The following is a 21,889-nucleotide window of genomic DNA, read 5'->3' as shown; positions in this document are numbered from 1 at the left end:
TACCGCTCACGTTCGCTTTCAATTGAAATCGAAACAGTGAAAGTTCAATTTTCACTGCGTACCGCGTACCAACTGAAATGAAATGAAAAGGCAAGCCAAAAATGAACAACAAGTTTCTTTCACCTGTAGAAGCTCTGAATAGTCCCGGACGCCGTATTGCCCTACAGGTGGGTGTAGCAGCGACGTCTGCCGCCTTTGCCGGTGTCGCTGGGGCCTGGACGCGGAATGGGTTGCCATGGAACGGCAGCCCGGCAACAACACCGTTCCTGGAGGCAATGCCGGTCACGCCGTTGCTGCCGCAGCGACCGTTGACCGATCCGGCCTTTGCCCAGCAACCCACCGAGGCACCGAACCGCGCTGTAAACCCGGCTACTGGCATTCCCTACGAAGGCCGTGGCGAGTCGCACCAGTTCCGTAGCCTGAATCCGCCACAACAATTTTTTGCCCAGCGTTTCGGCGCAGTTCCAGCGGTGTCGATCCATCCGAATTTGCAGCCGCAAGTGAATTTCTGGGGCGCCAATCTCGGTGGCTCCGACCTGAGTACGGACAAGCCGATGACGCCGATGCCAACCATCGTGAGCCGGTATCAGGCGGGCGCCAATACAGCGGTTCTGGTGCGCCGTTTCAACAACCTGCCAACCGGGGCAGCTAGCGGCGGCTTCGGCAAAAACCAGATTTCGACGCACACGCACAATTTCCACTCCGCGCCGGACAGTGATGGCGGGCCGTGTGATCCGGGCCTGGGTGCAACGGCGGAAAACCCGCTGACGCAGGGTCGGTTCTACTTTCCCGGCCAGTACTATGACTACTACTACAACATGAAGCGTGCGGGCTTTACCAACACGGGAACGCCCGACGGAGATGTGCGTGAAACGCTGGGAACGCTGTGGTATCACGACCACCGCGAAGGCCATACCGCAGAAAACGTCTACAAAGGCCTGGCAGGGTTTCATATCCTGTTCAACGAATATGACACGGGCGACGAGACGACCGGCTTTCGCTTGCCGAGCTTTCCGCAGTTCGATATTCCGATGATCTTTACCGACCTGGCGATCGACCCCACCACTGGTCAGGCTGCGTTTGACATCTTCGACACCACAGGCCATCTGGGCGACAAGTACCTGGTCAACGGCAAGGTGCAGCCATTCTTCAATGTCTCCAAACGCAGGTATCGCCTGCGCCTGCTGGACATGGGGCCGTCGCGCTTTTACCAGCTTTTCCTGACCAATCCGGACAATCTTGCGCAGTCGATTCCCTACTGGCGGATCACGAACGACGGTAATCTGATGCCCAAACCTCTTCAGGTGACCAGCGTCAAGCTGGCCGTGGCCGAGCGCGCGGACATCATCGTTGATTTCAACAAACTCACGGCAGCCGGCGGCGCAGCGCCGGGCGCAACCCGGCTGTGGCTCGAAAACCGCCTGGTACAGACCAAGGGCGACGGTCCGGAGTCCAGCCTTAATTCGCCCGGCAATCCGGCCAATGTGCTGGTCGAGTTCCGTATCGGAGCGGTAGCGGCGGACGCGAGTCGTGACCCTGCCGCAATCCTGGATTTTGCGCCGATCACGCTTCCGCCGCTCGAAACAGCAATAGTCACCCGCACGTTCGATTTCGACAAAAGCAACGGTCAATGGAATGTCAATGGCCAACCGCTGAGCTGTGATGTAGTGCGCTTTACCATGAAGCGCAACTCCACCGAGCGCTGGATATTCAAAACCGGCTGGGGCTGGTCGCATCCGATCCACAACCATTTCGTTGAAGGACGAATTGTCAAACGCAACGGCGTTGCCATCACCGCCACTTCGCAGGAGTATTCGCGCAAGGACGTGGTGTGGCTGGGTGAACGGGATCAAGTCGAGTATGTGGTCAAAGTTTCCGACTACCGTGGCGTGTATCCGATGCATTGCCACAACGTGGTCCATGAGGATCACGCCATGATGCTGCTTTTTGCAGTTCAGGACGTGGGTGACACGAATCCAACCCCCTGACTTGTGGCATCAAAGTACCTCATCACCATTCAAAATATTCGGAAAATACCATGATGAATCTTGAAAAAAGAAGCCTGCTCGTCGGCGCAGCCGTCACTCTGGCCGGTGCCGGAGCAATGGCCGCTGCACGGACCTCTTCCGCGCAGGACCCGCGTGAACAGATACGTCAAAATCACTTTCCCAATGTGGCGCTGCGGACGCACACCGGCAAGGAGGTGGCGTTCTACGACGACGTTTTGAAAAACCAGAAGGTCGTCATCAACTTCATGTACACCGCCTGCACCGACATCTGCTCGCCCGTGACGCAAAACATCCTGGAAGCGCAACGTCTTTTGGGTGATTTTGCGAAGGATATCCATTTCTATTCAATTTCCCTCACGCCTCTGCATGACGATCCCGAAGCATTGCGCAATTACATGAATGCTCAAAAAGTCGGCAAAGGGTGGACCTTCCTGACCGGCAAGGAAGCAAATATCGAGCGTGTCCGGCGTGGACTTGGTTTTGTCCAGCAATCGCCTAAGGAAGACGCAAACATTTTTAACCACTCCGGCATGCTGCGAATCGGCAACGAGCGGATGGGTAGTTGGGCTCATGCGTCTGCGGTTACCTCGGGAAAGGCGATTGCGCGGATGATCCGATTTGAACTGGCTTGAGATCGGCTACCTGTCCACGATTGGCTCATTTCCGGTCTACCTGCAGGCTGGGCGCGCACGTCTTCGAAAAAAAGGCGTCAGCCCTTGAGGAAAGGCATGCGGCCGACCGCAGTTCAGTGCAGGGAAATAGGCGTGTGCGCCAAGCCGCTGTAGCCTTCAAGCATCTCTTCCACTTCTTCCTGGGTCGGCGTGTCCTTGGCCCAGGCGCTCAGGCGCTGCTGGAACATTTCGGCCCACGAACCATCCAAATACACCTCTTTGCCGGAGCGTTTGTCCACGATTTCAAAGCCGTGGCGGGCCAGTTCAGGGATGGCAGGGGCGGGCGCCGATTCTTCAGGTGCGTTCGCGTGAATCTGCACCACCACAAAAGAGTCCGAGTCGTAAAGCATTTGCATGATATTTATCCTTGCCGTTCATATAGCAACGATGACGCAAAATTCAAGAGGACAGGGTAAGCCGCTATCTGCAGAAAGTGTGCGAAAAAAGTCACAGGAATGGCGTGTTTTTTGCCTTAAGCGCGTCAGCCATCGCGCCAGTTTTTGCGCCGGTGTTCAGTACAGTATTCAGGATTTGTTCAGAGCGCTGAGTTGCTGATCGACGAAATCCCCGTTGTGCTGGGTAATTTTGCTGCGCACCGGCAGGTAGCCCAGGGCGGGCGCATACCAGATTTCCACCTTCTGGTCGAACTCACGCCGGGGCTGGCGCGACAGCTTGACGGTGTTCAGCGCGCCAAACGGCAATTTCAGGGTTTCCTCGGCCTCCACCAGAAAGGTCCAGGTGTCTGCATCGCGCGGCCCCACGGTGTACATCGAAATGCTGGAGCCGGGCGGAAAGCCCGCCGGGTTGCCTTTCAGCATGCCGCCGAGTTGCAGGAAAACGCTGACGCGGTCTTGCGCGCCTTTGATCCACGGCACGCTGGGCGTGTTGGCACTAAAGCTGATCAGGTTTTTGTCTGGCTCGAAATGCGCGGCCACCTCGCTCCTGGCCTTGTCGGAAAAGCGCTGCGGCTCCAGACCCTGGTCGCCTATCTGACCGCGACTGGTCAGGCTGCGCGAACCCAAAAACAGCGCGCTGACCGTCATGCGCGCGTCGTAGCTGCTGCCGGCATTGTTCCAGTCCAGCTCGGCATCGGCGCGGTAATTCAGCCCCTTGGCGCTGCCGTTCATTGCATAGCTCAGTCGGGCGCTGGCGGGCAGCGCCATCGCCGTGACCGGCGTCTGGCTGGGACCAGCCGGTGGCGCTGCTGTGGCACTGGCGGCGGGCGCTAAGGGCGGTACGCTGCCTGCCGGGTCGGCGGGGCCGTCAGCTAGGTCCGTGCTTGGGGCGGGCAGGCTGTCCCCGGCCGGCACGGTGGGCTCGCCAGCCAGCGGCGCCGCGTCTGCCTCGGGTGTTGGAGGGATCTCCGGTGCTATTAATTCAATAGCTGCTTGTGCTCGTGGTTGTTGGGCTGCAGCCTCTTTTCCTTCCAATAAAAGCTTTTTGACGGGTTTCGCGGCGGCTTTGGCAATCGGCTTGGCCGGAACGCTGGCCACGGGCGCCGGCACGGTCGGTTCAGGCGGAAGCGCCTCGATGCGGTGCGTCACGAAGGATTTGGCGGGCGGGCGCGCGGCCGGTTCCAGATCCGGGCCAAAGCGCTTGGGGCTGCCTTGCAGCACCAGTGTGTGCGCGGCTAGTACCAGCGCAGCCAGCGCCAGCAGCGCGCGCCAGGGCGGCGCCGTGCGAGTCAAGACTGAGGGGGTGTTCAATAGGCGGTTCATGGGGCATGCGCTGAAGTCTGCCACTGCATGCAGAGCCGTTGATTTTACTTGTCGTAACTTCAGGTTCTACGGGCTGCACGCCGGGTGCCGCCGGAGCGCAGCACAATCGGGTGTTTAATCTGGCGTGCAGCAGATCCCAACCCGACAGCGACCCCAACCAAGCAGCGAACAATAGCGATGAAACTTGCAACTTACAAAGACGGTTCACGCGATGGCCAGCTGGTGGTGGTGTCTCGCGACCTCGCTATGGCGCACTACGCAACCGGCATTGCCGGCAAATTGCAGCAGGTGCTGGACGACTGGAATTTCATGTCGCCGCAGCTGCAGGACTTGTACGAGGCGCTAAACCGGGCCGGCGACGGCAGTTCCACCGGCTTGGCGCGCCATGCCTTTCCGTTCGAGCCGGCGCGCTGCATGGCGCCGCTGCCGCGCGCTTACCAGTGGGCCGATGGCTCGGCCTTCCTCAACCACGTCGAGCTGGTGCGCAAGGCGCGCAATGCCGAAGTACCCGCGTCGTTTTACGGCGACCCCTTGATGTACCAGGGCGGCAGTGACGATTTCATAGGCCCTTGCGACGACATCGTGGTCGCCAGCGAAGACTTCGGCATTGACTTTGAAGCCGAGGTGGCGGTGATCACGGCCGACATCGCCATGGGCGCCACGCCCGCGCAGGCGCTCGAAGGCATTCGGCTGTTGACACTGGTCAACGATGTATCGCTGCGCAACCTGATCCCCGATGAACTGGCCAAGGGCTTTGGATTTTTTCAAAGCAAACCGGCCACCGCCTTCGGCCCGGTGGCCGTCACGCCAGACGAAGTCGGCGATGCCTGGGTCAAGGGCCGCCTGCACCTGACGCTGCAAAGCAGCTGGAACGGCCGCAAGGTCGGCATGTGCGAGGCCGGGCCCGAGATGACCTTTCACTTCGGTCAGCTGATTGCGCACCTGTGCAAAACCCGCAACGTGCGCGCCGGCAGCATCGTCGGCTCAGGCACCGTCAGCAACAAGGACTGGAGCCATGGCTACAGCTGCATTGCTGAAAAGCGAGCGATTGAAACCATTGAAGACGGCAAGCCCAGAACCGGCTTCATGAAGTTTGGCGACCGCATACGCATCGAACTAAAAGGCAAGGACGGGCAGTCGGTATTTGGTGCGATTGACCAGAAAGTGGTCGAAGCCGCCTGACATGCCGCCTGACCTGCCGTGTAGCCCGTCAACTGACCCGCCGCTATCCGGCGCGGCGCCTTGGAGCGCTCAGGCCGCGCTGCCGATTTGCGTCACGAAAAGCCGTATGCCGCGCAGCAGCATCTCGACCGAGATGGCCACCAGAATCAGCCCCATCAGGCGCTCAAACGCCATCATGACGCGGTCGCCCGCCACCCGCTGAATCCGCTCTGACAGCACCAGCACCACGGCGCACACCGCCATGGTTACACACAGCGCGGCAATCCATTCAAGCCGGCGTGCCGGCGCTTGCGACACCAGCAGCATCACCGTGGCCAGCGCCGACGGCCCGGCCAGAGCCGGAATGGCCAGTGGCACGATCAGTGGCTCGCCCTGCAGCGGCGCGGGTTCTAGCTGTTCCGAGGGAAAGATCATGCGCAGCGCGATCAGAAACATCACCACCGCCCCGGCGATCTGCAGCGACAAGTCGCTCAGGTTCATCAGGCGCAAAAAACCATCGCCGATAAACATGAAAGCCAGCAGCAGCAAAAAGGCAATCAGTACTTCGCGCAGGATGACCCACATGCGCCGCTCGGGCGCGACGCCGCGCATCGCGTTGACGAAGATTGGAATGTTGCCAAACGGATCGGTGATCAGCAGCAGCAAAACCGTGGCCGACGCAAAGGTGTAAGCCATGAGGTCAGTCTGCCGTCAAGGCGAAATGAAAGGGGTTGCGCATCCGGCAAAGGATAGCAGTCCCCCGGGTAGCGCCCCGGCGAAAAACGGAAGCGGACTCAGGCCTGGGCCGGAAGGGTGAAAAAACGCGGGCTGAAGTCTCAGCCGGCAAGCAGGCTTTCCACCTTCTCCTGGCAGGCAATGCAGCGCAGCACTTCGGGGCTGGCATGCAGTCGGGCAGCGGGGATGGCCACGCCGCAGTCCGCGCAATCACCGTAGACGCCCGCTTCAATGCGGTCCAGCGCGGCGTCGATCGCCGCCAGTTCGTCGGTTTCGCGCTCTCCCAGGGCAAACTCCAGCTGCCGCGAGGTCGCCATTTGCGCGCTTGAATCCTCGGCGTCTGCAAAATGATCTGCTGCGGCTTGCGCCCGCCCGACCACGCCGCCGCGCTGCTCGACAATTTGCGTTAGCAGCGCCGTATGAAGAGCCTGCAACTGCTGTCGATAAGGGGTCGCTTGTTGTGAGTCCATGTTTGCAACTCCTTTTATCTTTGTGGATGTCTGTTCATGATGCTGCCGGCACAAAATAGCGGCTTTGATGCAGATCAATAGTGATGTTCAGCTGCGTAGTGAAAAAGGCGGAAAGACGCCCCTTCATTTTCCGCGGCGGATCCGGCAAAAAAACCGGTTGACGCGGCGCCACGGCGTTGCACAATAAAGGCGCCTTCCACGGGCTGGTTCACTACTTCTGGTGCGACGCAGCTTACCCAACAGATGCAACAGCGCAACCCGCGCAGGAGACATTCATGAGCAACGCAGACCAGCCTTCTTTTCCAGATTTCGGCAAATTGGTGCCCGGCTTTGACTTTTTGCAAAACCTGACGAAGCAGGCGGCCGGCAGCGCCACGCCAAGCATGCAAATGCCCAGCCTGGGCAGCTGGATTGCGCCCACACTCAACGTCGAAGAGCTGGACAAGCGCATTCAGGAGCTCAAGGCGGTGCAGTTCTGGCTAGACCAGAATGCCATGGCGCTGAAGGCCACCATCCAGGCGCTGGAGGTGCAGAAGATGACGCTGGCCACGCTCAAGGGCATGAACTTCAACATGAGCGAAATGGCCAACGCCTTCAAGGTCAAGGTCGCTGACAGCATGGCTGGCAGCGCGCAGGGCGCGCTTGACAAGTCCAAGTCATTTGCCGGCCTGGAGATTCCTCCTTCGGCTTTTCAGGCCAACAAGGCGGTCAGCGACCAGCCCCGCGCGGAAGCGGCTGATGAAGCCGCCTCAACCGCCGACGCAGCCAAGACCCCCGCCGGCAAAGCGCCCGCCAGTCTCGGCGGCGTGGTCGATCCGATGCAGTGGTGGGGCGCGTTGACCCAGCAGTTCCAGACGATTGCCGCCGACGCGATGAAGGACGCCGCCAAAAAGACGGGCGTCGACCCCTCGAAGAACATCGCCGCCGGGCTGGCCAAGGACGCCATGAAATCAGCCACCGACATGGCTACGGGTATTGCCAAGGGCTTGACCGAGGCGGCGGACAAAAGCGCAGGCGGCGCACGCGCGGCCATGAACAGCGCGTTGCGCAGCAGCCAGGCGTGGCCCACGCCGGTAGCCGCCAAAAAAGCCGCCGCGCCGGCCAAGCCCAAGGCGGCAGCGAAGGAAAAATCAAGCGCACCGGCCAGCAAAAAGGCGGCTCGCAAAACGGCGCGTTGAATCTTCTTGCAGTCAGTGGCCGACTGACAGATTCCGGCGAGGGGAAAGCTGCTCGTCAGCCAGCAGCCCTCTGCATCACTGATGCGCCTAGGGGTTCCCGCGACGGTGTAGTGGGCGCGCCAGGAATTGAGGCAAACTACGTTATTAAACCTACCCAGCCCTTTGGGTACACAACCAGGCGACCTTCCCGGCTTCGGCAGGATGGCGTTTAAGTTGACATAGCCAAGCTTGGTGCCCACCGTTAAATTGCCTGCAAAGACGCCATGAAGCTTTTCCCCTACGGCCACGCCACCCATCCGCAGTGGCAGATGGCCGCCGGCCTGGTGCTGGCGCAGTTGCGCGCCTACCTCGCCTTGCCCGCCTATGCCAGCGCGCCCACGCTGGCGCTGCTCTACATCACCGACCACTACGCCGCGCAGGCGCAGGACATTCTTGACCACCTTAGCGCCGAGCTGCCCGACATCACCGACTGGAGCGGCACCGTGGGCGTAGGCATCGCGGCCAACAACGTCGAGTATTTTGACGAACCCGCGTTGGCTGTGATGTTGTGCCAATTACCGCACGACCAGTACCGCGTGTTCTCGGGCGTCTCGCCGCTTCCGCCGGTCAGCAGCGGGCTCTTCAAGGCGCATACCGCGCTGGTGCACGCCGAAGCTTCCACGCCCGATGTGGCCGAGCTGATTGCCGAGATGGCCGAGCGTACCGAGAGCGGCTACATCTTTGGCGGGCTGGCGTCCAGCCGCTCCAGCACGCTTCAATTTGCGCTGAGCGGACACGGCAATGTGAAGGGCCAGGGCGCGGCCGGCGGAGTGTTTAGCGGCGGCCTCAGCGGCGTGGCGTTTGCGCGCGATCCTTCCGGCGCCATGGCGCTGATGTCGCGTGTCACGCAAGGCTGCCGGCCGGTGTCGCCGCACCACGAAATTACCGCTTGCGACGCTAACGTGGTGACCGGCCTGGACGGCCAGCCCGCGCTCGATGTGTTGCTGGCCGATCTGAACATTTCGCTGGACCAGCCGCGCGAGGCGCTGGCCAAGGTACGCGGCACGCTGGTCGGGCTTAGCTGCTCCGCCGATGCCCTGAACGATGGCCCGACCCGCCATGCCGGCCAGTTTGGCGCGGAGGTGCTGGTGCGCCACCTGATAGGGCTGGATCCGGCGCGCAGGGGTATTGCGATTGCCGAGGCGCCCGTCGTCGGCATGCGGCTGGCTTTTTGCGAACGCAACGCCGCGGCCGCGCGTATCGACCTGGTCCGCATTTGCGCCGAAATCCGTGAGGAGCTGGAGCCGGAAGAAGTTACGCGCGAGGTCGCCAATGCCCTGAATGCTGCGCCGGCCGAAGCGGCGCCGCACGCGGCACGGCGCATTGCCGGCGCGATTTACGTCAGCTGTTCGGGCCGTGGCGGGCCGCACTTTGGCGCGCCCAGCGCCGAGCTGCAGATTGTGCGGCGCGCGCTGGGCGACGTGCCGCTGGTGGGCTTTTTTGCAGGCGGTGAAATTGCCCGCCACCACCTTTATGGCTACACCGGCGTGCTGACCGTGTTCACGGCCGGCGACTGAATCCATTTTTGGCTAGGAAATGAAGCCCCGGATCCTGATGCGCATTGATCCGCATCGGTCCGCAGGCCTTCCTGGGCTTCGGCTAATTACCAAATGCCTTCTTCAAGCCGTTTGCCGCTTGTGCCACCGCCTGCTTGGCGTCATCGAGTGCCGCTCCCATGCCGAAAAACTCGTGCGTGACTCCGCTGTAGTTGCGGTAGTCAACCTTCACACCCGACGCGATGAGCTTTTGTGCGTACGCAGCACCTTCGGAGCGAAGCGGGTCGATATCGGCGGTGATCACGGTGGCTGGCGGTAGTCCCTGAAGGTTGTTGCGCAGCACCGAAAACAGCGGATTGGCGCCATCGGCCGGGCTGTTCAGGTAACGCTCAAAAAACCACGGCAGCGCTTTTGTGCCCAACGGCGAGGTGGCAGTGTTGCCAAGCTGCGAAGGGGTATCGAACGCATAGTTCGTCACCGGGTAGATCAGCACCTGGTACTGCGGCAAGGGCACGCCCTGGTCGCGCGCGCGCAGCGTGAGGGATGCGGCCAGGTTCCCGCCCGCACTCTCGCCCACTACCGCCACGCGGGCCGGGTCGCCATTGAACTGGCGCGCATTGGCGCGCACCCACTGGTAGGCCGCAAAGGTGTCGTCGTGCGCCGCCGGAAACCTAATTTCAGGGCCCATGCGGTAATCGGTCGACACGATGATGGCAGCTGACGCATTGGTCAGGGCGCGTGCTGAACTGTCGTACACCTTGCGATCAGCAATCACCCAACCGCCTCCATGTATATACAGGGCCACTGGAAATGGACCGGGTCCCGAGGGCGTGTAGATACTGATGGGAACGGGGCCAGCGGGTCCTGGGAAGGTGGTCTCCACGACACTGCCGACAGCTTCTGGTGCGGTACTTTTTCCTTCTTTGACCAATAAGGCCTTCACCGCATCAGCAGGCGTCGGCTGAGTCCTTGCCTGCGCAACGGTCAAGGTTTCAATCGGTTTGGCGCCTAATGCGGCAAGCTGGTCCAGCACGGCCTGCATGCGCGAATTTGGCATAGTCTGCGAGGTGGCCGTTGCTACAGCGCCGGGATCGGTGTTCGATGCAGCGCCATTGGAGCGATTGGAGCCAGATAGGCCAGGCGAGTCATCCGATGAATTACCGCCACATCCGCCAAGGGCAGCAAGCGTGCCCACGGTGGCACTCAAGAAGACCCGGCGCAACACTTGGTTTGCTGGCGACATCGTGTATGCACCGGGCCGGTCGAGGCGGCTTTTCTTGAAGGCAAAAGATTGAGGCATGAAAGATTCCTTTTTTACAAGTTGTGGAGGGTGAGCAAGCTTGAGAAAACTTTGCGTAAGTCCCGGTAGCGCCGTTATCGTTGCGTCGCGTCGCGTTGCGTTGCGTTACCAAAAAAAGGACAACAAAGTTTTTTTTGATCAAGCAACTGACGGAGCCCACGGGAAAGTCACTTTAGAAGAGGACGCGTGCCGTTTCTCGTGGGACACGTGTTATGTCCGATGTAGGAAGAGAAGAGTTCGGACCGCGCCGCTAAACGCGTGCACTGCCGCGATTGACGGTGCTGACGCTTCATCACGACCGCCAAGCACGCCCTGGGCAGTAGAGAGGCGCTAACAAAATAGTAGTATTCACGCATGATTTTTCCTTCGCCATCCACCAGCGACAGCGCCATGCCTGACAATTTTTTACCGCCCGACGACGCCTTGCGCACTACGCTGCATAACGAGGTGCATGCGCGGCCCTCGGCGCGGGTGCGGCTGCCGGCCCTCATCAGCTACGTCGCCGTGCTCAACGCCGGCGTGACGCGCGAGCTGGAGCGGCAGCACCTCAACGGCCTGCCGGGTCAGCACGACTTGCCGCCAGCCAGCCTGCACGACAACTTTTTGCGCCTGCGCTTTGCCGGCTACACCGTCCGCTGGGAGCGCCACACCGAATTCACGCGCTACACCATCGTGCAGCCGCTGCCCGCTACGGCGTTGCTGGGGGCCGCCGAGCCCGAACTGCTGTCTGCCCTGGTAGTGACGCCCGAGTGGCTGCGCAACATTCCCGGGCGCACGGTGGCGGCGATTCAGCTGGTCATGCTTGATGGCGACCTGTCTGATGAGCGCGCGCTGATGGCTCAGGCGCAGGCCTGGCTGGGCGGGCACAGCGTGGTGGCCTCGCAGCTGGGCAACGGGCACTCGTGGGCCCTGACGACTTTTCGCATCGCAGGCGACGGCTTTGAGCGCATGCTGGTGATTGCGCCGCCCGGCATGACCGAGACGCGCGCCGGACGCATTTCGCAGCGCCTGCTGGAGCTTGAAACTTACCGCCTGATGGCCTTGCGCGGCCTGCCCGTCGCCAAGCAGCTGGCGCCCATGCTGGCCGAGGCTGAAGGGGCGCTGGCCGACACCACGGCGCAGCTTGAATTCAAATCGGCTTCTGACCAGGACCTGCTGGACACGCTGGTGTCGCTGGCCGCCCGGGTTGAGCGCGCCACGGCCGAGCATGTCTACCGCTTTTCAGCCACGCGCGCCTACGCCGCGCTGGTGGCCCAGCGCATCACCGAGCTGCGAGAAAAGCCGATTCCGGGCACGCAGACCCTCGGAGAGTTCATGCAGCACCGGCTGTCACCGGCCATCGCCACGGTGGCCGCCACGGCGCAGCGCCTGACCTCGCTGTCCGAGCGCGTGTCACGCACCAGCGCACTGCTGCGCACCCGCGTGGACATCGCCACTGAGGTGCAGAACCGGCAACTGCTGGAAAAACTCACGCGCGGCCAGGAACTGCAGCTGCGCTTGCAGTCCACGGTGGAAGGCCTGTCGATTGCCGCCATCTCGTACTACGTCGTGAGTTTGCTGCTGTACGGCGGCAAGGCGCTGAAAGCGGCAGGCCTGCCGCTTAACCCCGAGATCGCCGCGGGCGCCGTCATTCCCCTGGTGCTGTGGGCCACCTGGCGTACCACGCGACGGATTCACGCAAAACTCCACGCGTCGCCTTGACGGGCCGTATTCCTGCATAAAATAGGCCTCTAGCCCAATGAATGCGGGCGCTAGCAGCTATTAAAAAAATAGCAATTTAGGATTTGCCAGGGGTGCAGTGAAGTTTTCCGCAACAGTGCTAATCTCGTGATGGCCCTCCAATCCTTGAACGCAGGCACCCCATGCCCCTCGTACTGCCTTGGCGACTCCAGTGCAAATTTGCGTTGCTACTGCTGCTCTCGTGTGCCGCCCTGCTTGCAGACGCCGCCGAGGCGGTGCTGGTGCAAGCCAGCAGGCAGGGCGATGCCGTTCAGGTACAGGCGCAGGCGACCGTCAAGGCACCGCATGCTCTGATCTGGAAAACCCTGACCGACTACGACCGCATGGCCGAGTTTGTGCCGGGTATGCGCAAAAGCCGCGTGTTGGCGCGACACGGCGGCACGACCACGGTGGAACAGGTCGGCACCGCGCATCTTTGGTTCTTCAGCTTCACCATTGACGTAGTGGTCGAGGCGACCGAGCAGCCGCCGCACCTCATTGGCGTACGCGTGCTCAGGGGTAACCTCAGGCAGCTCGATGGCGGCTACCAGCTCGAAAAAGTTGTCGGCAGTGACGACGAGTTCGTGCTGCGCTGGGACGGCGTGATTGAACCGGCCATTGCGGTGCCGCTGGCGATCACTGTGCCGTTGATGCGCGCCAGTATCGAGCAACAGTTTACTGGCATGGTCAGGGAAATCGAGCGCCGTGAGGCACTGCGCGTGCACGGCAAGGCCGGCTAGGCGATGCCGTGAATCTTTTTCCCGGCATCGCAAAATGCGCCGGCGCGTTCCTCGCCATCGGTCTGCTGGCGGCTTGCGCCACGCTTACCGCGCCGGTGCAGCCTGACGCGGGCTGGCCAACGCCGCAGGCCAGAGCTTGCGTCGACTGGTTTGCGCAGCTTGATGCGGTCACCGACAGTGCCGGCGTGCGCGACGGCAGCGCTTACCGCGTACCCGGTTTTGCCTATTTGCGGTTGGACCGTTTCCTGGCTTCGTTTCGTGATGAGGTAGCCACCCGGCGCGAGGCCTTCGATGCCTGGGCGGAGCGGCTGCTGCAACTGGACGCGCAGGCGCGCGCGGTCGAGCTGCGCAATCTGCCGCAGCAGTTCTTGCCCTTGGCCGGTGTCGCCAGCAAGCCTGCCGCGCAGGCGCAGACGCAGCGTTGCGCGCAACTGCTGGCCGGCGCGGTGCTGGATTCTGCCGCTGCGCGCGTCCTGCTGGCGCAGCGCGCCCGGGTGCCAGACGACTATGCCGACTGGAAGCGCGGCCTGGGGCTGTATCCGCTGACGCGTATCCCGTTTTTCAAGGGGGTTGAAAAGTGGCAGCAGGAAGCGGCGCAGCAGGTGCAGCAACGCGGCGGTGCTGAGGCGGAAGCGACCCCGCTGTTGAAATATGCGCCCGCCAGCGCGCCGCTGGCCGCCGAGCGCGTTACGGCGCTGGTTGCGCAGATTAAAAAAGACGCGCTGGGCATACCGCAACCCAGCGCGCAAGAGCAGGCGCTGCTGCTGGCGGCCTATGCCCCGCTTTTCGAGATCGAAACCAGCGCCGCCTATGACCGTTTTGGCGCGCTCTTTTGGCGCAATGAGCAAGGCAGCGTGAATACAAATGGGCGCGGCAACGCGTCCGCGCCGCAAGTCGATCTGGCCCGCCCGCAGGTCTACCAGCGCCTGGCCTACACCCGTTACCAGGACCAGACGCTGCTGCAGTTGGTGTACAGCGTGTGGTTTCCCGAGCGGCCCCGCAGTGCCGCGCTGGATCTGCTTAGTGGCACGCTAGACAGCGTGGTGCTGCGCGTCACGCTGAACGCCCGCGGCGCACCGCTGCTGGTCGACTCCATCCACGCCTGCGGCTGCTACCACATGTTCTTTGCCACGCCCGGCGTCACGCCGCGTCCGGCGCCACAAGCGCGCATGGAATGGGCCTTTGTTGCTGCGACGCTGCCCGCGCTCAGTGCGGGCCAGCGCGTGTTGGTGCGACTGGCTAGCCGCTCGCACTACGTCGTGGGCTTGCAGGCCGACCGTGCTGAAGCGGGTGGGCCGCGCACGCCCTACACGCTGGCGGACGACGATGCACTGCGCGCTCTGCCCGTCAGCGATGGATTCCCTGGCAGCACGCGCAGCGCGTTCTGGCCCAGTGGCATCGTGCCCGGAACCGAGCGCGGCGAGCGTATCGTGTTTTGGCCGATGGGCATTGACAGCCCCGGCGCCATGCGCCAATGGGGGCGGCAACCGACCGCCTTTGTCGGGCGGCGGCATTTTGACGATGCGGATTTGCTGGAGCTGCGGTTTGAACTGAAGGCACCTTGAGGGCGGCGCTTGACAGCAGATGACACGGGTCGCGGATAAGCGGTCGCTTTGGCAATATGGCCCAGGGCAAATGCCAATTCGCCGCCGTCAGCGTCGGTCAGTACCTGCGACAGATACTGGGCGACGGTCATCGCTATCCAGCAGCATCGGCACGGGATTGATCTCCATCTCGTCCGCAAAGCTGACCAACAGATTTTGTGCACCGCGCCCGACATTAGTCGCTGAATCGGCCTCCAGCCCAGAAAGCACACTCGCAACCAGCTATCAAATAAATAGCGTCTCAGCGCTACGCCTTGCTCACACCCCCACCGCCTCACCGCCTCAAACGCTCAACTCTGCACCGCCAGCAGCAGGCCCGGTGCTTGATTGCAAGGCGGTATCTGACCCTTCGATTCTGACCCTACGCTGCTGCCCGGGGTGCCCTCGCAAAGCCTCTGCAAACAAAGACGCCTTATTATCTTTGATAAAAGAAGGTTTGATAAAAGACTTTCAAGATAGACTCTGGCGCGAGAACCCTCCGATTCCCAAGTTCATGACCAAATCCAACTCGCCACCCGCCGCCAACCTGTTCCTGGACAACCAGTTATGTTTTGCACTTTACGCAGCATCGCTGGCTATGACCAAGACCTACCGGCCGCTGCTCGCGCCGCTGGGCCTGACTTATCCACAGTATGTGGTCATGCTGGCGCTGTGGCAGCAGCGCGAGCTCACCGCCGGAGCGCTGGCACAGGCCGTGGCGCTGGATGCCGGAACGCTGGTGCCGCTGGTTCGCAAGCTGGTGGCGCAAGGATTGCTGACACGCCGTCGCAGCGATGACGACGACCGCGTGGTGCTTATGTCCGTCACACCGGCAGGGCAAGCCTTGAAGCGTCGCGCGCACGCGGTGCACGACCAGGTGGCCTGCAGTACACAGCGCTCGGCGTCCGAACGCAGGGACCTCACTGAAGCGTTGCAGGCCTTGCGCAGCGCCTTGAGCACGCGAGGCTGAGCTTTAAAAGTCCGCCTGAAGTCCATAGCCCCACTCTCACTCCCACTTTTCTCCACGCATATTTCTTTCCCAACTACCAGGAGCTTTTTGATGAAACTGAGGTTGAAAGAGCGCGGCGTCTGATGGACTGCTGCAATTTATCGTTATTCACACATAGGAGCTTTAAATGAACACAAGTACTTCTTTTGCCCAGCGCGCTGCTTTGTCTGCCGTGGCCTGCGCCGCCGCTGCACTGGCCATGCCCGCATGGTCTCAGGTCGATCCCAACCAGATGGTCGATGCCTTTGAGAACACCGGCGGCAAACATGAGGGCTTCCGGCGCTCTGGCGCCAAGGGCCTCTGCGCTGTGGCCGAATTCGTCGGCAATGCAGAAGGCCGCGCGCTGTCGGTAGCGTCAGCCTTCAGCGGCAAGCCGGTGCCAGTGGTGGCCCGCTTCTCGATGGGTGGCGGCAACCCCAAGGCACCGGACAACGCCAAAAGCCAGCGCAACATGGCGCTGCAATTTGACCTGCCCGGCAACGAGACCTGGCTGATGGGCAACATCTCAGCGCCAGTGTTCGGCGCTTCCACGCCGCAGCAGCTACTGGGCCGGCTGATGTCTCTGGCGCCGGATGCAGAAACAAAAAAGGCCGATGCGGAAAAGGTCAAGGCTTTCACCGACGCCAACCCAGAGGTCTTGCTGCAGGGCAAGTACTTCGCCAGCCAGAGCGTGCCGGCCAGTTTCGCCAAGGTCAACTACTGGGGCGTGCATGCCTTCGGCTTCACCGATGCCGCCGGCAAGAAGCAGTTCGGCAAATGGGTGTTCGAGCCCGTCGGCGGCACACAGGGCCTGAGTAATGATGAAGCCAAGGCCAAGGGCGCCGAGTTTTTGTTTGACGACCTGCGCCAGCGCGTGGCCGCTGGCCCGGTGGCCTTCGACTTCATGGTGCAACTGGCGCAGCCGGGTGACAAGATCGACAGCGCAGTGACGCCGCTGCCTGTCGATAGAAAAAAGGTTTCGCTCGGCCGCCTGACCATCAAATCCGTGTCACCCGACGCCACCGGTCCCTGCGTGACCATCAACTACAACCCGATGGTTCTGCCCAAGGGCGTCGAGGCCTCTGCCGACCCGATGCTCGCAGCCCGCGCCGCGCCGTATGCGGTGTCACAAGGCCGCCGCCTGGTTGAAGGCGCCAAGCAGTAGGGCGAGTGGGGCGCAGGTCGATCAACTCGATGCGCGATTCAGCCGGTCGCGCATGCCATCCCACTCCACTGTCGCAAAGTAACTACTCGGCCTTGTGTTTCCTCCACCCCCAGCGGGGAAGGAGAAGTACGGGCGCAGGAATGGCGTTGAGCCGGCCAGCTGAGCAGTTACGCGGTTCAATACAAAAACCGCTGCAAGGCCCTTAAAACGGGCGCAAAAAGCTATGAAATTAATAGCAATATATGACGGCGCCAAGTACGTCACGCCTCACCGCCGCAACGCCGTAAACGCCTCAAACTCCCAGCTCCGCATCGCCAGCAGCAGGGTGTAGCCTTCGCGGTCCTTTTCGGCGAGCTTTTGATCCGCCTGGTGTTGCTGGGCAAAGTCTTGCGCGACGCGCTGCATACGTTCCAGAAATGATGGCGCCAAACTGCGACTGATGGAGCCGTGTACCAGCAACAGGCCTTCACCGACGCCCTCAAAACCACCAGAAAAATAATCGAGCAGCGCGTTGTCGCGAAAATAGTCCATTACCGGGCCGTGTGGCCGCCAGCGGAAGGTCTTGGCCAGTTTGAGGCGATAGCGGTTCAGCGGTTTGAGTTCAATGATGCCGATGCGGTCGAGCTGCGCCAGGTATTTGATGCACTCGGCTTCCGTCAGCCGGTAGCTGCCGGTGATCTGCTCCAGCGTCCATTGCGACAGCGCGCAGATCGCCGCCAGCAGCAGTTTTTTGTCGGTCACGACGGCTTTTTCCTGGCTCTCTGTGAGTTCTGCCAGCAGAGGCTGCGTGTCTGCCACGCGCCTGGCCAGATCGGCAAAGTCCAGCTTCAGGGCGCGGCAAATCGCGTCAACGCGCGACAGTGGCATGTCGCCCCGCGCCAGCATGCGCTTGACGCTTGACTCGGCCATGCCGAGCGCGCGGGCCAAATCGGCATAGGTCATCTGGACCGCCTTGAGCTCCTTTTTCAGGGCGGTTACCAGGTCAGCGCTTGTACTCATAGAAAATTCCGGAACGTGGTGAAGTATTGATTATCGATACTTGAAGTCCTGAAAGGTGGTCGTGTATCGATATCAGGAGGCGCTTTCAGCTTTCGCGGACAGACTGCGCCTATTCATTCATTCATTCATTGAAAGGGCTGGTTGTGATGTTCGAACTTGAAAAACCGGAGCGCCTGCTGCTGGGCGAGATGATGATGATCTATGCGGCTGCGAAATTGCGGGAGCAGACTGAAGCGGCGGTGTTTGCCTTGACGGCCGAAGTCATCGCGGGTCAAAGCTTGAAGCAGGTGGGGGCGAGTTTTTCGGCGTGGCCGGTCATCACGGCGTTGATGGACACCCGCAAAATCAGGGGAAAATCCGGTTCAACAGATTTTGCCGCGCAATAACTAAGAAGAGGAGCCAGTTATGAGTATTGATCCAGCCACGCCACTTGAGCAACTTAAGCAACTTACGCGTCCTTCGCCGCCAACGGCGGCATCTGAGTCGTTGGCACTCCCCTCGTTGCACCAGCACCCCAACCAATTTGCGCTTCTCAGGCAGCGCCGCTTCGCGCCTTTTTTCTGGACACAGTTTTCCGGCGCGGCCAACGACAACCTGTTCAAGTTCGCCTTCACCGTGATGGTCACCTACCAGATCAGTGTGAGCTGGCTGCCGCCGGCGATGGCGGGGTTGGTGATCGGGGCCTTGTTCATCCTGCCCTTTTTGCTGTTCTCGGCGACCAGCGGGCAGCTCACCGACAAGTTTGAAAAAACCCGCGTGATTCGCGTCGTCAAAAATCTCGAAGTCGTCATCATGCTGATTGCAGCGTTTGGTTTCCTGAGCAGCAACGTGAATGTTCAGGTGCCTGTCCTTTTGGGATGCACATTTTTGATGGGCCTGCACTCCACGCTGTTCGGGCCGGTCAAATTTGCCTACCTGCCGCAAGCGCTAAACGAGCGTGAGCTGACCGGCGGCAATGGCATGGTCGAGATGGGTACTTTCGTGGCCATTTTGCTGGGCAATATTGTCGGCGGGCTGATTGTGGCGATCCCGCAGGTCGGCGCGTATTACGTGGCGCTGGGCTGTGTGCTGCTGGCGCTGGCGGGCCGGGCCGTGGCGCAGTTCATACCGCCGGCGCCAGCCACAGACCCCGGTCTCAAAATCAACTGGAACCCCATCACCGAAACCTGGCGCAACCTCAAGCTCGCCAACGGCAACTTGGTGGTGTTCCGCTCCATGCTGGGTATCAGCTGGATGTGGTTTTTTGGCGCGGTGTTTTTGAGCCAGTTCCCGAGCTTTGCCAAAGAAGTGATGCACGGCAATGAGCAGGTGGCCTCGCTGCTGCTGGTGGTTTTTTCCATCGGCATCGCTACCGGATCGCTGCTGTGCGAAGTGCTGAGCAAACGCCATGTAGAAATCGGCCTGGTGCCGCTGGGCGCCATCGGCATGAGCGTGTTTGCGATTGACCTTTACTTTGCCTCGCGCGGCTTGCCGCCCGCCCCGCTCATGGGCGTGGCCACCTTCATGGCGCAGCAAGCGCATTGGCGCGTCATGCTGGACCTGGCGCTGCTCAGCCTGTTTGCGGGCCTGTACAGCGTGCCCATGTACGCGCTGATTCAGCTGCGCAGCCAGCCCACGCACCGCGCCCGCATCATTGCGGCCAACAACATTCTCAACGCGTTGTTCATGATCGTCAGCGCGATTCTGGCGGGTGCATTGATCAAAGCCGAATTCTCCATTCCGCAAATCTTTCTGTTCGTAGGCCTGGCCAATGCGGTGGTGGCGTTTTACATCTTCATGCTGGTGCCCGAGTACCTGATGCGCTTCATCGCGTTCATCGCTTCGCGCTGCGTGTACCGCTTCAAGATCACCGGCGATGAAAACATTCCCACTCAGGGCGCCGCTGTTCTGACTTGCAACCACGTGAGCTTCATAGACCCGGTGCTAATGATGGCCGCCAGCCCGCGCCCGATCTATTTCGTGATGGACCACCGCATCTTTAAAATGCCGGTGCTGGGCTGGCTGTTCCGGCTGGCCAAGGCGATACCGATCGCGCCCCGCGCAGAAGACCCCGTGGCTTACGAAGCCGCCTTTGAAGCCGCTGCCAGGGTACTGCGCAACGGCGACCTGCTCGCCATCTTCCCAGAAGGCGGCATCACCAAAGACGGCACGTTGCAACCTTTCAAGGGCGGCATCATGAAGATTCTGGAGAACGCTGGACGCGATGGGCTGGACGTGCCGGTGGTGCCGATGGCGTTGACCAATTTGTGGGGGTCTTTCTTTAGCCGGGTCGAGAAAGGGACGGCGATGGTGAAACCTTTTCGACGCGGCATTTTGAGCCGTGTGGGGCTCATTGCCGGCCCGGCCCTCCCGCCAACGAGCGTGCAGCCCGAAGTTTTGCAAGCCCGGGTGGCAGCACTGATGGCGCCGGAGTAAATGATCGGCCAATGCTGCGGGTTGAACGCCACCCCGAATTGAGCGGAGGTTGCTTGCTTGGTTTAGGTTTGGGATGTGGCTAAATCGTCTTTCATTTTTGTTGCTTGAACTACGGTAATCGGCCATGACAAATGGTGCCTCACCCAGCGTCAGATCACGCCGGGGTGGCGAGTTTGAGGCCAATCACGCCAGCAACGATCAGCCCAAGGCTGACGAGGCGGCCGGTATTGGTCGCGTCACCGAGCAGCACCATGCCGAGAATGGCAGTGCCCACGGCGCCGATGCCAACCCAAATCGCGTAGGCGGTGCCGACCGGTAGCGTTTTCATGGCGATGCCGAGAAGCACTACGCTGATAACCATTGAAGCGGCGGTGCCGACGGACGGCCAAAGGCGGGTAAAGCCATCGGTGTATTTCAACCCAATCGCCCAGCCGATTTCAAAAAGGCCAGCGACAAAAAGAATGAGCCAGTTCACAGAGTTTCCTCAAAAAATCTCAAGGTCGTCCCGTGCGCCGACGCGGAGCGAGCGTTTACGTGCGAGCCTAAAACGTTGCATAGCGGCAGTGTGCAACAGACTTATGGGCGTAATTTACCGCGCTTCAAAGCTGTCGTAAACGTTTGACATGAGCGGCCTGAAGCAGGTACAGCCTGGTGAAAGTCGTCCACTTGATGGATGGGTTTGGCGTCATGGCGCTAGTGCCAAAAAGGACTGAATTTTGGCGTTCACGGTCGCGCCATGGGTTAACGGTCCCATGTGGCCCGCGTCCTGGATCTCCTGCAATTGCCAATGCGGGAACGCCTGGCAGAGCACGTCAGCAATCTCCTTGGTCACAAGGCGGGTCCGAGAACCACGAAGTATCAAGGTCCGTGCAGTCACACCACCGAAGTCTTGCGCTGTGGTCGGTTGTGAACTGGCGTCCCATTCATGGCGATTTGGGGGAAGCTGGCTGGCAATGACGCTCTGCCGGTCGGCAGGTGTCGCAGCCCATGAGCCGTCGCCGTTGAAGTAGTCGGTGAATACCTCTGCCAGGGCCTCCCAGTCTTGGGCATCGCTCAGCCTTTGCACGGCAGTGTAGATGCCCAGTGCTTCAGACCAGGCTTCAGCCTTGCCCTGAGTGTGCAATAGACCGCATAGCATGGGCTCATAAAGCGCCAGGTGGGACACCCTGGGGCCAAGCTTGTTGGCGGTTTCGAGTGCGACCGCGCCGCCCCAAGAATGCCCAACAAGGTGAATTGGACCTGGAATCGTTTTACAAAGGGCCAAAGTGACTTGGGCCGCATCCGCAAGCGTTTGCCTACGTCCAGCCTGCCACGGCGAGGTGAGTCCATAGCCGAGCAGATTTGGGGCCACACATCGGTAAGTCGGACGCAGAGCCTCAACAAGCCGCCTCCATTGTTTGTTCCCGCTGACCGAGCTGTGAACCAGCACAACAGCCGGGCCGGCGCCGTCGTCCAGGTAATCCACTGACAGTTCACCTTCGCGGAGGATTGGCATTTGAAATC

Annotated in this window: 20 protein-coding genes; 12 read left to right on the top strand and 8 right to left on the bottom strand. The window is 61.1% G+C overall.

The window, feature by feature from the left end; translation table 11 throughout:
* Nucleotides 1-101: 101 nt before the first annotated feature.
* Nucleotides 102-1,988 (top strand): multicopper oxidase domain-containing protein, encoded by a 1,887-nt coding sequence (locus tag HHJ18_RS05700; protein WP_296912518.1) that lies wholly within the window; start codon nt 102-104, stop codon nt 1,986-1,988.
* 50 nt (nt 1,989-2,038) lie between these two features.
* Nucleotides 2,039-2,641 carry an SCO family protein gene (locus tag HHJ18_RS05695; RefSeq protein WP_296912515.1) on the top strand — a complete coding sequence of 201 codons (603 nt, stop codon included), beginning with the start codon at nt 2,039-2,041 and terminating at the stop codon, nt 2,639-2,641.
* Nucleotides 2,642-2,754: 113 nt separating this feature from the next.
* Here HHJ18_RS05695 and HHJ18_RS05690 read toward each other — a convergent pair whose 3' ends face one another.
* Both HHJ18_RS05690 and HHJ18_RS05685 read right to left on the bottom strand, forming a co-directional pair.
* Entirely contained in the window at nt 2,755-3,036 is a 282-nt protein-coding gene (locus HHJ18_RS05690; RefSeq protein WP_296912512.1) for a DUF3567 domain-containing protein, read from the bottom strand.
* A gap of 168 nt (nt 3,037-3,204) precedes the next feature.
* Nucleotides 3,205-4,398, bottom strand: a complete 1,194-nt coding sequence (locus HHJ18_RS05685) for a DUF3108 domain-containing protein (RefSeq protein WP_296912509.1) — start codon at nt 4,396-4,398, stop codon at nt 3,205-3,207.
* Nucleotides 4,399-4,575: 177 nt separating this feature from the next.
* On the opposite strand from HHJ18_RS05685, the gene HHJ18_RS05680 reads away from it, so the two are divergent.
* Complete coding sequence (locus tag HHJ18_RS05680; protein WP_296912506.1) at nt 4,576-5,580, top strand: fumarylacetoacetate hydrolase family protein; 1,005 nt, start codon at nt 4,576-4,578, stop codon at nt 5,578-5,580.
* Nucleotides 5,581-5,649: 69 nt separating this feature from the next.
* On the opposite strand, the gene HHJ18_RS05675 is transcribed toward HHJ18_RS05680, so the two are convergent.
* Both HHJ18_RS05675 and HHJ18_RS05670 read right to left on the bottom strand, forming a co-directional pair.
* Nucleotides 5,650-6,255 (bottom strand): MarC family protein, encoded by a 606-nt coding sequence (locus HHJ18_RS05675; RefSeq protein WP_296912503.1) that lies wholly within the window; start codon nt 6,253-6,255, stop codon nt 5,650-5,652.
* Between the two features lie 140 nt (nt 6,256-6,395).
* The gene (locus tag HHJ18_RS05670) at nt 6,396-6,764 is read right to left on the bottom strand and encodes a TraR/DksA family transcriptional regulator (RefSeq protein ID WP_296912501.1); all 369 of its coding nucleotides are present in this window, start codon (nt 6,762-6,764) and stop codon (nt 6,396-6,398) included.
* A 275-nt stretch (nt 6,765-7,039) separates the two neighbouring features.
* Between HHJ18_RS05670 and HHJ18_RS05665 the strand changes: the two genes are divergently transcribed.
* Both HHJ18_RS05665 and HHJ18_RS05660 read left to right on the top strand, forming a co-directional pair.
* Nucleotides 7,040-7,942 (top strand): PhaM family polyhydroxyalkanoate granule multifunctional regulatory protein, encoded by a 903-nt coding sequence (locus tag HHJ18_RS05665; protein ID WP_296912497.1) that lies wholly within the window; start codon nt 7,040-7,042, stop codon nt 7,940-7,942.
* Between the two features lie 263 nt (nt 7,943-8,205).
* Complete coding sequence (locus tag HHJ18_RS05660) at nt 8,206-9,498, top strand: FIST N-terminal domain-containing protein (RefSeq protein ID WP_296912495.1); 1,293 nt, start codon at nt 8,206-8,208, stop codon at nt 9,496-9,498.
* Between the two features lie 82 nt (nt 9,499-9,580).
* Here HHJ18_RS05660 and HHJ18_RS05655 read toward each other — a convergent pair whose 3' ends face one another.
* Complete coding sequence (locus HHJ18_RS05655) at nt 9,581-10,777, bottom strand: alpha/beta hydrolase (RefSeq protein WP_296912492.1); 1,197 nt, start codon at nt 10,775-10,777, stop codon at nt 9,581-9,583.
* Between the two features lie 354 nt (nt 10,778-11,131).
* On the opposite strand from HHJ18_RS05655, the gene HHJ18_RS05650 reads away from it, so the two are divergent.
* The 5 genes from HHJ18_RS05650 (at nt 11,132) to HHJ18_RS05630 (ending at nt 16,972) form a co-directional block, all read left to right on the top strand.
* Entirely contained in the window at nt 11,132-12,478 is a 1,347-nt protein-coding gene (locus tag HHJ18_RS05650) for a DUF3422 family protein (RefSeq protein WP_296912490.1), read from the top strand.
* Between the two features lie 161 nt (nt 12,479-12,639).
* Nucleotides 12,640-13,236, top strand: coding sequence for an SRPBCC family protein (locus HHJ18_RS05645; protein WP_296912488.1), 597 nt, complete (start codon nt 12,640-12,642; stop codon nt 13,234-13,236).
* Nucleotides 13,237-13,244: 8 nt separating this feature from the next.
* Nucleotides 13,245-14,801: a hypothetical protein gene (locus tag HHJ18_RS05640; protein ID WP_296912485.1), complete on the top strand. Its 1,557-nt coding sequence runs from the start codon at nt 13,245-13,247 to the stop codon at nt 14,799-14,801.
* A gap of 532 nt (nt 14,802-15,333) precedes the next feature.
* Nucleotides 15,334-15,789 (top strand): MarR family transcriptional regulator, encoded by a 456-nt coding sequence (locus HHJ18_RS05635; RefSeq protein ID WP_296912483.1) that lies wholly within the window; start codon nt 15,334-15,336, stop codon nt 15,787-15,789.
* Nucleotides 15,790-15,955: 166 nt separating this feature from the next.
* Entirely contained in the window at nt 15,956-16,972 is a 1,017-nt protein-coding gene (locus HHJ18_RS05630; RefSeq protein WP_296912480.1) for a catalase family peroxidase, read from the top strand.
* 267 nt (nt 16,973-17,239) lie between these two features.
* On the opposite strand, the gene HHJ18_RS05625 is transcribed toward HHJ18_RS05630, so the two are convergent.
* Entirely contained in the window at nt 17,240-17,971 is a 732-nt protein-coding gene (locus HHJ18_RS05625; RefSeq protein ID WP_296912477.1) for a helix-turn-helix transcriptional regulator, read from the bottom strand.
* A gap of 128 nt (nt 17,972-18,099) precedes the next feature.
* Here HHJ18_RS05625 and HHJ18_RS05620 point away from each other — a divergent pair, with 128 nt between their 5' ends.
* Both HHJ18_RS05620 and HHJ18_RS05615 read left to right on the top strand, forming a co-directional pair.
* Nucleotides 18,100-18,357, top strand: coding sequence for a hypothetical protein (locus HHJ18_RS05620; protein WP_296912474.1), 258 nt, complete (start codon nt 18,100-18,102; stop codon nt 18,355-18,357).
* 19 nt (nt 18,358-18,376) lie between these two features.
* Nucleotides 18,377-20,386, top strand: coding sequence for an MFS transporter (locus tag HHJ18_RS05615; protein WP_296912472.1), 2,010 nt, complete (start codon nt 18,377-18,379; stop codon nt 20,384-20,386).
* Nucleotides 20,387-20,540: 154 nt separating this feature from the next.
* Here HHJ18_RS05615 and sugE read toward each other — a convergent pair whose 3' ends face one another.
* Both sugE and HHJ18_RS05605 read right to left on the bottom strand, forming a co-directional pair.
* Nucleotides 20,541-20,861: a quaternary ammonium compound efflux SMR transporter SugE gene (gene sugE, locus HHJ18_RS05610; protein WP_296912470.1), complete on the bottom strand. Its 321-nt coding sequence runs from the start codon at nt 20,859-20,861 to the stop codon at nt 20,541-20,543.
* A 210-nt stretch (nt 20,862-21,071) separates the two neighbouring features.
* Nucleotides 21,072-21,881, bottom strand: a complete 810-nt coding sequence (locus HHJ18_RS05605) for an alpha/beta hydrolase (RefSeq protein ID WP_296912467.1) — start codon at nt 21,879-21,881, stop codon at nt 21,072-21,074.
* Nucleotides 21,882-21,889 lie beyond the last annotated feature (8 nt).

The organism is Polaromonas sp. (genome assembly GCF_012927455.1).
GTDB lineage: Bacteria > Pseudomonadota > Gammaproteobacteria > Burkholderiales > Burkholderiaceae_C > Polaromonas.
This window is presented reverse-complemented; position numbering and strand designations above follow the sequence as displayed.